Raw genomic sequence first — 14,074 nt, 5'->3', positions numbered from 1 at the left:
GGAGAGCCCCATGTGTGGAATCGTTGGCGCCATCGCTGAGCGCAGCATCACCCCGATCCTGGTCGAAGGCCTCAAGCGCCTGGAGTATCGCGGCTACGACAGCGCCGGTGTGGCACTGCTGACCGAGCAAGGCACGCTCGACCGCCGCCGCCGTGTCGGCAAGGTCAGCGAGCTGCAGGCGGCCCTGCAGGACGAGCCCCTGGCGGGCCGCCTGGGCATCGCCCACACGCGCTGGGCCACCCACGGCGCACCCAGCGAGCGCAACGCGCACCCGCACTTCTCCGGGCACGAACTGGCGGTGGTGCACAACGGCATCATCGAGAACCACGAGGCGCTGCGTGAGCGCCTCAAGGGCCTGGGCTACGTCTTCACCTCCGATACCGACACCGAGACCATCGTCCATCTGCTCGACCACAAGCTGCAGCAGTTCGGCGACCTCAGCGCCGCGCTCAAGGCGGCCATTCCCGAGCTGCATGGTGCCTATGGCCTGGCCGTGATCAGCGCCAGGCAGCCGGATCGCCTGCTCGCCGCCCGCAGCGGCAGCCCGCTGGTGATCGGCCTGGGCCTGGGCGAGAACTTCCTCGCCTCCGACCAGCTCGCCCTGCGCCAGGTCACTGACCGTTTCATGTACCTGGAAGAGGGTGATATCGCCGAAATCCGTCGTGATGGCGTGCAGATCTGGGATGCCAGCGGCAACCCGGTACAGCGTGAAGCCGTGCAGTACCACGAGGGTGCCGAGGCTGCGGACAAGGGCGAATACCGCCACTTCATGCTCAAGGAAATCCACGAGCAGCCCAAGGTGGTGCAGCGCACCCTGGAAGGCCGTCTGGGCAGCGATCACGTGCTGGTGCAGGCTTTCGGCCCGCAGGCCGCCGAGCTGTTCGCCAAGGTGAAGAACGTGCAGATCGTCGCCTGCGGCACCAGCTTCCACGCCGGCATGGTCGCCCGCTACTGGCTGGAAGAACTGGCCGGCATTCCCTGCCAGGTCGAAGTGGCCAGCGAGTTCCGCTACCGCAAGGTCGCGGTGCAGCCGGACACCCTGTTCGTCAGCGTCTCGCAGTCCGGTGAAACCGCCGACACCCTGGCGGCGCTGCGCAATGCCAAGGAGAAGGCGCCGGGGCAGGGCGGCTACCTGGCCAGCCTGGTGATCTGCAACGTCGGCACCAGCTCGCTGGTGCGCGAGTCCGACCTGTGCCTGCTGACCCAGGCGGGCCCGGAAATCGGCGTGGCCTCGACCAAGGCCTTCACCACCCAGCTGGTCGGCCTGATGCTGCTGACCCTGTCGCTCGGGCAGGTACACGGCACCCTGGACAAGGCGCTGAGCGCCGAGCTGGTGGAAGAGCTGCGGCGCCTGCCGACGCGCCTGGGCGAGGCGCTGGCCATGGACAAGACCGTGGAGAAGATCGCCGAGCTGTTCGCCGAGAAGCACCACAGCCTGTTCCTTGGCCGTGGCGCGCAGTACCCGGTGGCGATGGAAGGTGCGCTCAAGCTCAAGGAGATTTCCTACATCCATGCCGAGGCGTACCCGGCCGGCGAGCTCAAGCATGGTCCGCTGGCCCTGGTCGACGCCGACATGCCGGTGGTCACCGTGGCGCCGAACAACGAGCTGCTGGAGAAGCTCAAGTCCAACCTGCAGGAAGTGCGTGCGCGTGGCGGCGAGCTGATCGTCTTCGCCGACCAGCAGGCAGGCATGAGCAACGGCGAGGGCACCCACGTGGTGGCCATGCCGCATATCCACGACCTGCTGGCACCGATCCTCTACACCGTGCCGCTGCAGCTGCTGTCCTACTACGTCGCCGTGCTCAAGGGCACCGACGTCGACCAGCCGCGCAACCTGGCCAAGAGCGTGACGGTCGAATAACGGCTTTCGCCGGGCCGGCAGCTCATGCCTGCTGGCCCAGTTCCTCCAGCAGAAAGTCGATGAACACGCGGACCTTGGCCTGCAACTGACGGCGTGACGGGTAGATGGCGTAGAGCTGCGTCTGCATCATCTGCCAGTCTTCGAGCAGCGGCTGCAGCCTGCCCTGGGCCAGGTCGTCGCGTACGTAGATCTCCGGGACCAGGCTGATACCGTGGCCGGCGCGCAGTGCGGCGCACAACGCCAGGCTGGAGTTGACGCTGTAGCGTCCGCACACCTCCAGGCGGCGCACCTGCTCACCGCGCTGGAACACCCATTCACGGGCATGCCCGGACAGCGAGAACTGCACGCACTCCAGCGCCTGCAGGTCCTCCGGTACCTGCGGCGTGCCGTGCCGGCGCAGGTATTGCGGGGCGGCGCAGAGCACATGGCGCAGTGTCAGCAGCGGGCGAGCGACCAGGCTCGAGTCCTCCAGACGATCACTGCCGCGCACCGCCAGATCGAAACCCTCGGCGATCATGTCCACACGACGGTCATCGAGCTGCAGGTCGAGCGTCAGCTCGGGGTAGCGGGCGAGAAAACGCGGGATGGCATCGGCCAGGCAGACCAGGCTGAACGACATCGGCGCGCTGACGCGCAGGGTGCCGCTGGGAGTCGCCTGCAGCTCGCCCAGGGAGCTGTCGGCCTGCTGCAGGTCGTCGAGGATTCGCGCCACCTGCTCGTAGTAGCGCTGGCCAGCCTCGGTGAGGCTCATGGAGCGTGTCGTGCGGTTGAGCAGGCGGACTGCCAGGTGGGCTTCCAGTTCGCCGATGTTCTTGCTCACGGCGGCCGCTGAAAGCTTCAGGTGGCGGGCGGCGGCGGCGAAGCTGCCACGTTCGACGACCTGGCGGAACACGGCAAGGGCGGTCAGGCGATCCATCGATTATCAACTTCTAGTGAATGGTCATCACACGATAAACGAGATTATCAACCAGGGTCCATGTAACTAACCTGTCGATCATTCACTCACGACAGGACATCGCCATGACCCACCCTCTGCTTGCCGCCATCGAACAACGCAACTCGGTCAACCACTTCGACGCGCAGTACCAGCTCGACGACGCCAGCATCGAAGCCCTGATCGGTTGGGCCGGGCGCGCGCCCAGCGCGTTCAACCTGCAGAACTGGCGCTTCGTCGCGGTGCGCAGCGCTGTGGGCAAACAGCGCCTGCGCGAGCTGGCCTGGAACCAGCCCAAGGTCAGCGAAGCGGCTGTGACCTTCATTGTCTGCGGCGTGCTGCCGTGCGCCGAGTCGCTTGGCGAGCGCCTGTCGCCTGCGGTGGCGTCGGGGCTGATGCCGAGCGAGATGGCGCTCAGCTGGCAGTCCAGCGCTGCGCGAATGTATGCCGAGGTGCCACACAGCCGGCGTGACGAGGCCGTGCGCAGCGCCACCTTCGCCGCGTCGAACCTGATGCTGGCTGGCCAGGCACTGGGGCTGGCAGCCAGCCCCATGAGTGGTTTCGACATCGCCGGCGTCAGCCGTGCCTTCGCCCTGGGCGACGAGGAAATCCCTGTGATGCTGGTGACTCTGGGCAAGGCGCAGGCCAACAACTGGCCGCAGAAACCGCGCCGCCCGGTGAAGGAGATTCTCGAGCTGGCGTGAGAGCGGCGCCCGGCTCAGGCGCCCAGGCGCTGCTCGTCCGGGCGCAGGGTCAGCACACGGACGCCATCACGGGTGACCGCCACCGTGTGCTCGAACTGCGCCGAGAGGCTGCGATCGCAGGTGACCACCGTCCAGCCATCGGCCAGCGTGCGTACATCCGCCTTGCCCAGGTTGAGCATGGGCTCGATGGTGAAGGTCATGCCTTCGCGCAAGGTCAGGCCGGTATTGGCCTTGCCCCAGTGCAGCACTTCGGGCGGCTCGTGCATGTCCCGGCCGATGCCGTGACCGCAGTATTCGCGAACCACCGAATACCCATGGGCCCGTGCATGCCGTTCTATGGCGTGGCCTATGTCGCCGAGGCGGGCACCCGGGCGCACCGCCTCGATGCCTTTGCACATGGCTTCGTAGGTGACGTCGACCAGCTTGCGCCCGGCTTCTGAAACGGAGCCGAGCAGGTAGGTCTTGCTGGAATCGGCGATGTAGCCGTTCTTCTCCAGGGTGATATCGAAGTTCACCAGATCGCCATCGCGCAGTATGTCGCTGGCGCTGGGCACGCCATGGCACACCACCTCGTTGCGCGAGGTGTTCATGGCATAGGCGAATCCATACTGGCCCTTGCTCGCCGGGCGCGCCTCGAGCGTGTCGACGATGTACTTTTCCACAAGGTCGTTGACCTGCAGCGTCGACAGGCCGAGCAGATCCAGACGATCGAGATAGCCGAACACCGACGCCAGCAACCTGCCGGACTCGGCCATCAGCGCTATCTCCTGCGCGGTCTTGGTCATGAGGTCGCTGCCAGGCTCGGCTGCACGGTAATGCCGGCTGCGCGCATCTCGGCCGCCATCACGTCGTTGAAACTCAGCGTCGGGTTCATTTCGCAGAGCATGCCGATGCGAATCCAGAACCCGGCCTGAGCATTGATGGAGCGATGCGACACGCTGCTCGCCCGGCGAATCTGGTCGTGCAGTTCGTCATCGATGTTGACGATACCCATGGAACCTCCTGGCTATATGATTCGTATATAAATCATATAGCCACGTTTCGTCAGTTTCTTCAACAGGGGGCGCCATCCTTTAAACTGTGGGGGCTGTTCGCATGGCAGGTGCGATGGCAGGACATTGCAGTCAGGTTGAAACGGGAGAAACGATGAAACGTGCGGATGTAAAACGCAGAACGGCTGAAGGGGTCATGTTCGACACCCAGATCATGGCGAACCCGGCCAATACCGCCGAGTGGATCGTCTTCTTCAAGAAAGACGCCGGGCGCAGCTTCTTCCTGGTGGATGCGGCCGAACAGGTCGAGAGCTTTGCCAGCCTCGACGAGCTGGTGGTCGAGTTGCGGGCGGTGGGTATCAAGCGGTTGGAAGTACAGCTTTGAGCGGTTGCTAACAGTTGGCGTGGATCATCCTGTGGATATCCTCGTGATACCTGGCTGAAGTCCTTGTGCTCAGGGCGTTTCAGGCAGTTGTACAAAAACTGAGCCTTGTTTCAGGGCTATCCACAAAGAGTTGGGATAAGTTCTTTTCTAACCTGTTGATAAGGTTCTGCAGGCCTCTGTTTACGGTACTCTCAGCGCTTTGTGCAGTTTATCGCCAGCGCAGCTCGGCTCAGTCGCTGCTCGGGCGATAGAGATGACGGTGCGCGGCGTCATACAGCGCCGACTCGGCGAAGGCGCCCGGGTCGAGCACGCGGCCGACGAGGATCAGCGCCGTGCGGCGGAAGTCCTTGGCTGCGACCTTCTCCTCTATGTCGCTGAGCGTTCCTTGCACCCAGTCCTGGTCCGGCCAGGTCGCTCTGTGGATAACCGCGACGGGGCAGTCGGCGCCATAGTGCGGCAGCAGTTCGCCGACGATGGCGGGTAGCTGGCGCACGCCGAGGTGGATGGCCAGGGTCGCCCGATGCCGGGCGAGATCGTGCAACTGTTCACCTTCGGGCATCGGCGAGGTGGTGCCGTAGCGGGTGAGGATCACCGTCTGGGCGATGCCCGGCAGGGTCAGCTCGCTTTCCAGCAACGCCGCGCAGGCGGCGGCGGCGGTGACGCCGGGAACGATCTCGAAGGGAATGCCCAGGCGGCGTAATTCGCGGATCTGTTCGCCGATGGCGCCGTACAGCGAAGGGTCGCCGGAATGCACGCGAGCCACGTCCTGGCCGCGTTCATGGGCCAGGCGTAGCAGCTCGACGATTTCCCCGAGATGCAGCTCGGCGGTGTTGACCACCTGCTCGGCGCGATGGCCCTGCAGCACGGCTTCGGGCACCAGCGAGCCGGCGTAGAGGATCACCGGGCAGCTGTGGATAAGCCGTTGGCCCTTGACGGTGATGAGCTCGGGGTCGCCGGGGCCGGCCCCGATGAAATAGACGGTCATGCGGACTCTCTCGTGAATGCTGCCAGGGCGCAGGTTGCCCTGGCGGTTTTGCGTTTTTCGCCAAGCAGGTGCGCCGTGCTCTTGCCCATGCGTCTGGCCAGCGCGAGCGCACAGGGCTCGGCCACGGCAGCAGCGCCAGTGGCTGCTTGGACACGGGGGTTGCCGGGTGCTGGTGGCTGGTAGGGCGAGAGCTCTGCGGCCGTGAACAGGTGCAACTCCAGCTGCAGATGCTCGGCCAGTTGCTGCAGGCCCGCCTCGTTGCGCTTGTGGGCGCTGCTGGCCAGTCCTGCCAGGTTGCCCAGCGTCAGCTCATGCTGCGCCAGGCTGTCGACGAGCAGGTCGAGCAGCTCCTGCATGGCGCAGCCACTTCTGCAGCCCAGCCCGGCAACGACCTGCATCGGCGAGGCTGGATGGCGTGCGGAGGGGGTCGGCAGCATGAGCGGCATTCGGCTTGGACGGGGGCGTAGCTCATCATGGCACCTGCCGGCGGTCAACCGTGATTGACCGGCCGCCGTGGCCTGCGTAGCCTTCGCGCATTCGAGGTTCTTCACGGCGCGGTTGTCGTGAAGCTAAGAGGGAACAGGGTCGATGCCCTGGCTGCCCCCGCAACTGTGAACGGTCTCAAACCCTTCGATACACCACTGCCCAGGGCGGGAAGGTGAAGGGCGCACCCTGTGCAGACCGTGAGCCAGGAGACCTGCCTCGTTTCGTCAGCCAACTGTTCGGACGGGGTGATCCGATGCGGCCTGCATGCTCGCGCGTGCCTGTCTGCCCGTACCCGTCCGCCGAATTCATCGTCGCCACGGGGCCTTTCATGCAAACCCTCGCCAAACTGCCTGTCACCATCGTCACCGGTTTTCTCGGTGCCGGTAAAACCACCCTGCTGCGCCACCTGCTGGCCAATGCCGGCGGCCGTCGCATCGCGGTGATCGTCAATGAGTTCGGCGAGCTGGGGATCGACGGCGAGATCCTCAAGCAGTGCTCCATCGGCTGCAGCGAGGAAGAGGCCAGCGGCCGCGTGTTCGAGCTGGCCAACGGCTGCCTGTGCTGCACCGTGCAGGAAGAGTTCTTCCCGGTGATGCGCGAGCTGGTGGCGCGCCGTGGCGACCTCGACCATATCCTCATCGAGACCAGTGGCCTGGCCCTGCCCAAACCGCTGGTACAGGCCTTCAACTGGCCGGAAATCCGCAACGCCTGCACCGTCGACGCGGTGATCACCGTGGTCGACAGCCCGGCGGTGAGCGTAGGCACCTTCGCCGCCTTCCCCGAGCAGGTCGACGCGCAGCGCAAGCTGGATCCCAACCTCGACCATGAGTCGCCGCTGCATGAGCTGTTCGCCGATCAGCTGGCCAGTGCCGACCTGGTGATCCTCAACAAGGCCGATCTGCTCGATGCCGAAGCGCTGGCGGCGGTACGCGCGGAAGTCGCCGAGGAGCTGCCGCCGGCGGTGAAGGTGATCGAAGCGCATGGCGGCGATCTGCCGATGGATGTGCTGCTGGGACTGAACAGCGAAACCGAGCTGCATATCGAGAATCGTCGCACCCATCATGACGATGAAGACGAGGATCACGATCATGAAGAATTCGACTCGTTCCACGTGGAACTACCGGAAGCCGAGGAGTCGCGCCTGCTGGCTGCGCTGAAGGCGGCGGTGGTCAAGCACGGCATCCTGCGGGTGAAAGGCTTCGCCGCCATCCCCGGCAAACCGATGCGTCTGCTGGTACAGGGCGTGGGTCAGCGCTTCGACCGTCACTTCGACCGTGCCTGGCAAGCCGACGAGCCGCGCATCAGCCGTCTGGTGGTGATCGGCCAGCAGCTCGACCGTGCGGCCATTCAGGCCGAGCTGCAAGCGGCGCTGGCCTGAGTGAGCATGGGAGGGGCTTCAGCCACGACCTGGCTCGCTGATCGTCGCGGCTGAAAACCCCTCCCACGGATCGACCATGCATTTATTACGCACCCAGCCCGGCGCCCAGCTGCCGGCCGACAGCATTGCCGACCTTGGCCAGACGCCGGCCGAGCTGGTGATTCTCTGCACCGGCGACTCGCACCTGTCTCTGCTCGCCGAGGCCGCCCGGCAGTTGCCGGACGATTACCCCAGCCTGCGCCTGGCCAGCCCGGCGCAGTTGAGCAACCACGCATCGGTGGACTTCTACGTCGAGCAGGTGCTGCAGCATGCGAAGGTCATCCTGATTTCCGTGCATGGCGGGGTGAGCTACTGGCGCTACGGGATCGAACGCCTGGTCGAACTGGCCGGGCTCGGTGCGCAGGTGATCATGGTGCCGGGCGACGATCAGCCCGATCCGCAGCTGATGGCCATGGGCAACGCCTGCGAGGACGACAGCTGCCGTCTCTGGCAGTACCTGCGCCAGGGCGGGCTGGACAACGCACAGCAGTTGTTCCGTTTCATCGGCAGTCGCTGGCTGGGACGCAGCGACAGCTGGGTCGAGCCGCAGCCGTTGCCCCGGGTCGGGCTCTATCACCCGCACCGCAGTCCGGCCACGCTGGCCGATTGGCAGGCGCACTGGCAGCCCGGTGCGCCGGTGGTGGCGCTGCTGTTCTACCGCAATCACGTGCAGGCGGCGAACACCGCCTTCGTCGATGCCTTCTGTGCGCAACTGCGCCACCAGGGGCTCAACCCGCTGCCGATCGCCGTGGCCAGCCTCAAGGAGGCGGCCTGCCTGGCCCAGGTGCAGGACTGGCTGGATGAAACCGCCACCGCCCTGATCATCAACACCACCGGCTTTGCCCTGTCCAATCCCGAGGCGCCGCAGAATCGACCGTTCCGCCGCGACATTCCGGTGCTGCAGGCGATCTGCGCGCTGGATAACCAGGCGCAGTGGCAGGCCAGCGCCCAGGGCCTGGGTGCCCGCGACCTGGCCATGCACGTGGTGCTGCCGGAGCTGGACGGGCGCCTGATCGGCACGGCGATCAGCTTCAAGGGCCTGGCCTGGCGCAGCGAGCGCAGCCAGAGCGATGTGGTGTGCTACCAGGCGCATGAGCAGGGCATGTCTCATATCGCGGAAATGGCGAGAAAATGGTGCGATCTTGCGAATAAAAGCAATGAAAGCAAACGTATTGCGCTGATTCTTGCCAACTACCCGACGCGTGACGGGCGGATTGGCAACGGGGTCGGTCTGGATACCCCGGGCGCTGCGCTGAACATCCTCCGCGCCCTGCAGGCCGAGGGTTACCCGGTGGATAGCCTGCCGGACAGCGGCACGGCGCTTATCCACAGCCTGCTCGGTGGCGTCACCAACGACCTCGATGGTCTCGACATGCGCCCCTGTGCGCAGAGTCTGGCGCTGGACGACTACCTGGCGTTCTTCCACCGCCTGCCGGCGGCCAACCAGCAGGCAGTGCGCGAGCGCTGGGGCGAGCCGCAGGACGACCCGATGTTCCGCAGCGGGCGGATGATGGTCGCCGGCCTGCGCTTCGGCCTGACCTTCGTCGGCATCCAGCCGGCGCGTGGCTATCAGCTCGACGCGGCGGCGGTCTATCACGACCCCGACCTGGTTCCGCCGCATGGCTACATCGCTTTCTACGCCTGGCTGCGCACGGCGTTCGCCGCCGATGCGCTGGTCCATGTCGGCAAGCACGGCAACCTGGAATGGCTGCCGGGCAAGAGCGTCGGTCTCTCCGCGAGCTGCTGGCCCCAGGCGCTGATCGGCCCGCTGCCCAACGTCTATCCGTTCATCGTCAACGATCCGGGCGAGGGCGCGCAGGCCAAGCGGCGCACCCAGGCGGTGATCATCGATCACCTGATGCCGCCGTTGACCCGCGCCGAGAGCTACGGCCCGTTGCGCGACCTGGAGCGCCTGGCCGACGAGTACTACGACGCCAGCCAGCTCGACCAGCGCCGCGCCGTCGAGTTGCGCGGCGAGATCCTGGCCAAGGTGCGCGAGGCCAGCCTCGACCGCGAGCTGGGCCTGCAACTGAATGACGACGGTGACAGCTGGCTGCCACAGCTCGACGCCTACCTGTGCGACCTCAAGGAATCGCAGATCCGCGATGGCCTGCATGTGTTCGGCGAATCGCCCTGTGGACAACTGCGTCGCGACACCCTGCTGGCGCTGCTGCGCATCCCCCGCGGCGACGGCCAGGGCGCCAACGCCAGCCTGCTGCGTGCGCTGGCTCGGGGTCTCGAGCTGGGCCTCGACCCGCTCGACTGCGACATGGGCCAGCCCTGGGACGGTGCCCGTGCGGATGCCCTGCAGGCTGTGGACAACAGCCCCTGGCGCACGGTCGGCGATACCCGTGAGCGGCTCGAGCTGCTGGCGTTGGCGCTGATCGAGCGCTGCCTGAACGGCGAGCGTATCGATGCCTTCGGCGCCGACGTCGCGGCGATTCTCGATGGCCTGGCCGGGCATGTCGCGCCCCTGCTGGATGCCTGTGGTGATGCCGAGATGGGCGGCCTGCTCGCCGCGCTGTCAGGGCGTTTCGTCCCTGCCGGGCCGAGTGGCGCGCCGAGTCGCGGGCGCCTCGACGTGCTGCCTACCGGGCGCAACTTCTTCACCGTCGACGTGCGCCACCTGCCCACGCCGACGGCCTGGCGTCTCGGTGTGCAGGCCGCCGAGCGCCTGCTCGAACGCCACTTGCAGGACGAGGGCGACCACCTGCGCCAGCTCGGCCTGTCGGTGTGGGGCACGGCGACGATGCGCACCGGCGGTGACGATATCGCCCAGGCGCTGGCGCTGATGGGCGTGCGCCCGGTATGGCAGCCGGGCAGCCAGCGTGTCGAACGCTTCGAGGTGCTGCCGCTGGAGCAGCTGGGCCGGCCACGGGTGGATGTCACCCTGCGCGTGTCGGGCTTCTTCCGCGATGCCTTCAGCAACCTCATTCGCCTGTTCGACGATGCCGTGCAGGCGGTGATCGAACTGGACGAGCCGGAAGACATGAACCCGCTGTCGGCGCGGGTCTGGCGCGAGTCGCTGGCGCTCGAGGACGGCGGCCTGGACGAAGCCGAGGCGCGTCGCCAGGCCGGCTGGCGGGTGTTCGGTGCCAAGCCGGGCGCGTATGGCGCCGGGGTGCAGAACGCCATCGAGGAGCGCCTGTGGCAGAGCCGCGAGGATCTCGCCGAGGTGTACCTCAACTGGGGCGGCTATGCCTACGGCAGCGGCGCCGAGGGCGCGCCGGCGCGGCAGCGCTTCGTCGAGCGCCTGGAGCGGATGCAGGCGGTGTTGCACAACCAGGACAACCGCGAGCACGACATCCTCGATTCCAACGACTACTACCAGTTCCAGGGCGGCATGCTGGCAGCGGTGGAGACCCTGCGCGGGCTCAAGGTGGCCAGCTACTTCGGCGACAACAGCCAGCCGGATACACCGCGCATCCGCAGCCTCAAGGAAGAGCTGAACCGCGTGGTGCGCGCCCGTGCGGCCAACCCCAAGTGGATCGAGGGCATGAAGCGCCATGGCTACAAGGGCGCCTTCGAGCTGGCGGCGACCATCGACTACCTGTTCGCCTTCGACGCCACCAGCGAACTGGTCGACGACCACCAGTACGCGCTGCTCACCGATGCCTACCTGCTGGACCGCGACACCCGCGAGTTCATCCAGCAGCACAACCCCGGAGCCCTCAACGACATGCTCGAGCGTCTGCTGGAGGCCCAGCAGCGTGGTCTGTGGGAGCATCCCGGCGAGTACCGCGAGGCGCTGGAGAATCTGTTGCTCGACAGCGAGGAATCCTGAAGCGACTCGTTTCCGTAGGGTCCTGAAACGGTTTCCGTTTTCCTGAACCTGCACCCCCGGATTTCATCCGGGCTACCCTGTCTGGCGGCTTGTGGGTGGCCCAGTTCCCGTAGGGTGGGTTAGCCGCCTGACGCAGCGCTTAGGCGGATTGCTGATGTGGGGCGGCGTAACCCACCATCGTTGTCAGGCTGGGCATCGTTCGGTGGGTTACGCGGCGCACTGCCTTTCTGCGCGGCTGCAGGACCGGTGTCCTGCGCCGCTAACCCACCCTACGGGGCATGGCGGCTCCTGAAAGGGTTTCCGTTTGCCTGAGCCCGCACTCCCGGATTTCATCCGGGCTACCCTGTCTGGCGGCTTGCGGGTGACTCAGTTCCCGTAGGGTGGGTTAGCCGCCTGACGCAGTGCCTGGGCGGATTGCTGATGTGAGGCGGCGTAACCCACCATCGTTGCTAGGTCGAGCATCGTTCGGTGGGTTACGCGGCGCACTGCCTTTCCACGAGGCTGCAGGACCCGTGTCCAGCGCCGCTAACCCACCCTACGGGGTATGGCGGCTCCTGAAACGGTTTCCGTTTGCCTGACCCCGCATTCCCGGATTTCATCCGGGCTACCTTGTCTGGCGGCTTGCGGGTGACTCAGGGGATGGAGTTATCCACAGCAGGCACAGATCAAGTCGCCACTACTTGGGCACGGAACACTTCTCCTCGCTGACCCAACACTTGTCGCGGATGCCTCGGGGTCTTACCCTGAGCGCTCATTTCATGTCGGAGTCTCGTCCAATGCGTCAGTAATGCCGTCGTGTCCGCACGACCAGTGATCGATCGCGGCTTCAGCCCGCGCGTACTCACGGCATTGCCTGGAGGCATGGATGACCGATTCCCCGCATATCGCGCTCGAGCGCGTTTCTTTTCGCTTTGCCGATGGCGTCATGCTGTTCGAGGGGCTCAGCGAAGTATTCGATGACCGTCACACGGGTCTGGTCGGACGCAATGGCGTTGGCAAGACGCTGCTCGGCCGCTTGCTGGCCGGTGACCTGCAGCCCAGCGAGGGGCGTGTCGTGCGACAGGGGCGTATCGCCTACCTGCCGCAACGCATCGTGGCCGCCGCCGACGCCCGTGTCGTCGACCTGGCGGGTTGCGCACACTGGTTCGATGCCATGCAGCGGGTCATGCGTGGTCAGCCGCATGAGGACGATATCGAGCGCCTCGAAGGGCGCTGGGACCTGGTCGAGCGGCTGCAAGCTGCCTTGCATGAGGAGGGCCTCGGTCACCTCGATGTACAGACGCCGGCGGCGCAGCTGAGCGGCGGGGAATGCAGCCGCATTGCCCTGCTTGGCGCGCTGCAGGCGGATGCCGATCTGCTGATTCTCGACGAGCCCGGCAACCACCTCGACCAGGCCAGCCGCTCGCGCCTGGGCCAGCGCCTGGCGAGTCGGCGCGGCGGCGTGCTGCTGATCAGCCATGACCGTGACTTGCTGGCGGGCATGCAGCGTATCGTCGAGCTGTCGGCTTCCGGCTTGCGCAGCTACGGCGGTGACTATTCCTTCTATCAGGCGAGCCGTGAGCAGGAGCGCGAGGCTGCGTGGCAGACCTTGAGCAGCGCCCGTGTCGAGCGCAAGCGAGGTGAGCGGGCGTTGCGCCAGCAGCATGAGCGTCAGCAGCAGCGCATGGCCAGCGGCCTGCGCCAGGGCAAGGACAGCAACCAGGCGAAAATCCTCCTGGGCACGCAGAAGAACCGCAGCGAGAGCAGCGCCGGGCGCGTTGCCACGCGTTTGCAGGCGCAGCGCCAGAAGCTCGACGAGCAGGTGCGCGACGCCGCGGCGGCGCTGGACGAGGAGCGGGAGGTGACCCTGCACGGGCAGGCGGCGCCGCTGCCGCCGGGACGCCGGGTTCTGTCCTGGCGTGATCTGCGCCTGCCGTTCGGCTCGGCGCCGTTGCCGGATGTCGAGCTGTTCGGCTCGCGGCGGATGGCTATCGTGGGCCCCAACGGCTGCGGCAAGTCGAGCCTGCTGGCGGTGCTCAGCGGTCGCCTGGCCGCGCGCTCGGGCGAGTGTCGGGTCGAGGTGCCCTGGGCGTTGCTCGACCAGGAACTGCATGGTTTGGCGCCGCAGGAATCGGCGCTGGAACATCTGCACCGCCTGGCACCCGGCAGCGCGCAGAGCGTGCTGCGTACCCGCCTGGATCACCTGGGCATCGGCCCTGATGCCGCGTTGTTGCCCTGTGCCAGGCTCAGTGGCGGTCAGCGCCTGAAGGTGGCGCTGGCCGGGGTCCTGGCCCGTGAGCCACAGCCCCGACTGCTGATGCTGGATGAGCCGGACAACTCAATCGACCTCGACTCGCGCCTGGCGCTGGAGCGCTTTCTGCGGGCCTATCGAGGGGCGCTGCTGGTGGTTTCCCATGACGGCGCCTTTCTCGACGCATTGGCCTTGACCGACCGCCTGCAGTGGACGGCCGCTGGCTGGCTGCACGAGGTGTTGTGAAACGCCAGTGGCCGAGGGCTCTGGTCTACAATGCCGATCTTTGCCGCCAG

At 66.4% G+C, this 14,074-nt stretch carries 11 protein-coding genes and 1 riboswitch; of the genes, 6 read left to right on the top strand and 5 right to left on the bottom strand.

Features of this window, described 5'->3' with window-relative positions:
• The first annotated feature begins 10 nt into the window (after positions 1 to 10).
• Positions 11 to 1,861 (top strand): glutamine--fructose-6-phosphate transaminase (isomerizing), encoded by a 1,851-nt coding sequence (gene glmS / locus JLK41_RS25210; RefSeq protein ID WP_210390091.1) that lies wholly within the window; start codon positions 11 to 13, stop codon positions 1,859 to 1,861.
• A gap of 22 nt (positions 1,862 to 1,883) precedes the next feature.
• Here glmS and JLK41_RS25205 read toward each other — a convergent pair whose 3' ends face one another.
• Positions 1,884 to 2,777 carry a LysR family transcriptional regulator gene (locus JLK41_RS25205; protein ID WP_047591590.1) on the bottom strand — a complete coding sequence of 298 codons (894 nt, stop codon included), beginning with the start codon at positions 2,775 to 2,777 and terminating at the stop codon, positions 1,884 to 1,886.
• A 104-nt stretch (positions 2,778 to 2,881) separates the two neighbouring features.
• On the opposite strand from JLK41_RS25205, the gene JLK41_RS25200 reads away from it, so the two are divergent.
• Positions 2,882 to 3,499, top strand: coding sequence for a nitroreductase family protein (locus JLK41_RS25200; protein ID WP_197738856.1), 618 nt, complete (start codon positions 2,882 to 2,884; stop codon positions 3,497 to 3,499).
• A gap of 14 nt (positions 3,500 to 3,513) precedes the next feature.
• On the opposite strand, the gene map is transcribed toward JLK41_RS25200, so the two are convergent.
• A complete protein-coding gene (map, locus tag JLK41_RS25195; protein WP_080757102.1) occupies positions 3,514 to 4,284 on the bottom strand; it encodes a type I methionyl aminopeptidase in 771 nt (256 codons plus the stop codon).
• The gene (locus tag JLK41_RS25190; protein ID WP_037054749.1) at positions 4,281 to 4,493 is read right to left on the bottom strand and encodes a ParD-like family protein; all 213 of its coding nucleotides are present in this window, start codon (positions 4,491 to 4,493) and stop codon (positions 4,281 to 4,283) included. The genes map and JLK41_RS25190 overlap by 4 nt, the downstream gene beginning before the upstream one ends.
• 152 nt (positions 4,494 to 4,645) lie before the next feature.
• Here JLK41_RS25190 and JLK41_RS25185 point away from each other — a divergent pair, with 152 nt between their 5' ends.
• Complete coding sequence (locus JLK41_RS25185; protein ID WP_037054745.1) at positions 4,646 to 4,876, top strand: hypothetical protein; 231 nt, start codon at positions 4,646 to 4,648, stop codon at positions 4,874 to 4,876.
• Between the two features lie 229 nt (positions 4,877 to 5,105).
• On the opposite strand, the gene cobM is transcribed toward JLK41_RS25185, so the two are convergent.
• On the bottom strand, positions 5,106 to 5,861 hold the full coding sequence (gene cobM / locus JLK41_RS25180; protein WP_210390090.1) for a precorrin-4 C(11)-methyltransferase: 756 nt from the start codon (positions 5,859 to 5,861) through the stop codon (positions 5,106 to 5,108).
• Positions 5,858 to 6,298 carry a cobalamin biosynthesis protein gene (locus JLK41_RS25175; RefSeq protein ID WP_210390089.1) on the bottom strand — a complete coding sequence of 147 codons (441 nt, stop codon included), beginning with the start codon at positions 6,296 to 6,298 and terminating at the stop codon, positions 5,858 to 5,860. The genes cobM and JLK41_RS25175 overlap by 4 nt, the downstream gene beginning before the upstream one ends.
• Before the next feature lie 86 nt (positions 6,299 to 6,384).
• A riboswitch (cobalamin riboswitch) is annotated at positions 6,385 to 6,580 on the top strand.
• Positions 6,581 to 6,675: 95 nt separating this feature from the next.
• Here JLK41_RS25175 and cobW point away from each other — a divergent pair.
• The 3 genes from cobW to JLK41_RS25160 all read left to right on the top strand — a co-directional run bounded on the left by cobW (position 6,676) and on the right by JLK41_RS25160 (position 14,024).
• The gene (cobW, locus tag JLK41_RS25170) at positions 6,676 to 7,725 is read left to right on the top strand and encodes a cobalamin biosynthesis protein CobW (protein WP_210390088.1); all 1,050 of its coding nucleotides are present in this window, start codon (positions 6,676 to 6,678) and stop codon (positions 7,723 to 7,725) included.
• Positions 7,726 to 7,801: 76 nt separating this feature from the next.
• Entirely contained in the window at positions 7,802 to 11,548 is a 3,747-nt protein-coding gene (gene cobN, locus JLK41_RS25165; protein ID WP_210390087.1) for a cobaltochelatase subunit CobN, read from the top strand.
• Between the two features lie 865 nt (positions 11,549 to 12,413).
• Entirely contained in the window at positions 12,414 to 14,024 is a 1,611-nt protein-coding gene (locus tag JLK41_RS25160; RefSeq protein WP_210390086.1) for an ATP-binding cassette domain-containing protein, read from the top strand.
• The last annotated feature ends 50 nt before the right edge of the window (positions 14,025 to 14,074 follow it).

The organism is Ectopseudomonas khazarica, from assembly GCF_017915135.1.
Lineage (GTDB): Bacteria > Pseudomonadota > Gammaproteobacteria > Pseudomonadales > Pseudomonadaceae > Aquipseudomonas > Aquipseudomonas khazarica.
The sequence above is the reverse complement of the archived record's forward strand: the minus strand, read 5'-3'. Positions and strand labels throughout refer to the sequence as shown.

Coding starts and splice junctions, on each gene's coding strand:
- glmS (WP_210390091.1), top strand. CDS start 11: ATGTGTGGAATCGTTGGCGCCATCGCTGAGCGCAGCATCACCCCGATC.
- JLK41_RS25205 (WP_047591590.1), bottom strand. CDS start 2,777: ATGGATCGCCTGACCGCCCTTGCCGTGTTCCGCCAGGTCGTCGAACGT.
- JLK41_RS25200 (WP_197738856.1), top strand. CDS start 2,882: ATGACCCACCCTCTGCTTGCCGCCATCGAACAACGCAACTCGGTCAAC.
- map (WP_080757102.1), bottom strand. CDS start 4,284: ATGACCAAGACCGCGCAGGAGATAGCGCTGATGGCCGAGTCCGGCAGG.
- JLK41_RS25190 (WP_037054749.1), bottom strand. CDS start 4,493: ATGGGTATCGTCAACATCGATGACGAACTGCACGACCAGATTCGCCGG.
- JLK41_RS25185 (WP_037054745.1), top strand. CDS start 4,646: ATGAAACGTGCGGATGTAAAACGCAGAACGGCTGAAGGGGTCATGTTC.
- cobM (WP_210390090.1), bottom strand. CDS start 5,861: ATGACCGTCTATTTCATCGGGGCCGGCCCCGGCGACCCCGAGCTCATC.
- JLK41_RS25175 (WP_210390089.1), bottom strand. CDS start 6,298: ATGCTGCCGACCCCCTCCGCACGCCATCCAGCCTCGCCGATGCAGGTC.
- cobW (WP_210390088.1), top strand. CDS start 6,676: ATGCAAACCCTCGCCAAACTGCCTGTCACCATCGTCACCGGTTTTCTC.
- cobN (WP_210390087.1), top strand. CDS start 7,802: ATGCATTTATTACGCACCCAGCCCGGCGCCCAGCTGCCGGCCGACAGC.
- JLK41_RS25160 (WP_210390086.1), top strand. CDS start 12,414: ATGACCGATTCCCCGCATATCGCGCTCGAGCGCGTTTCTTTTCGCTTT.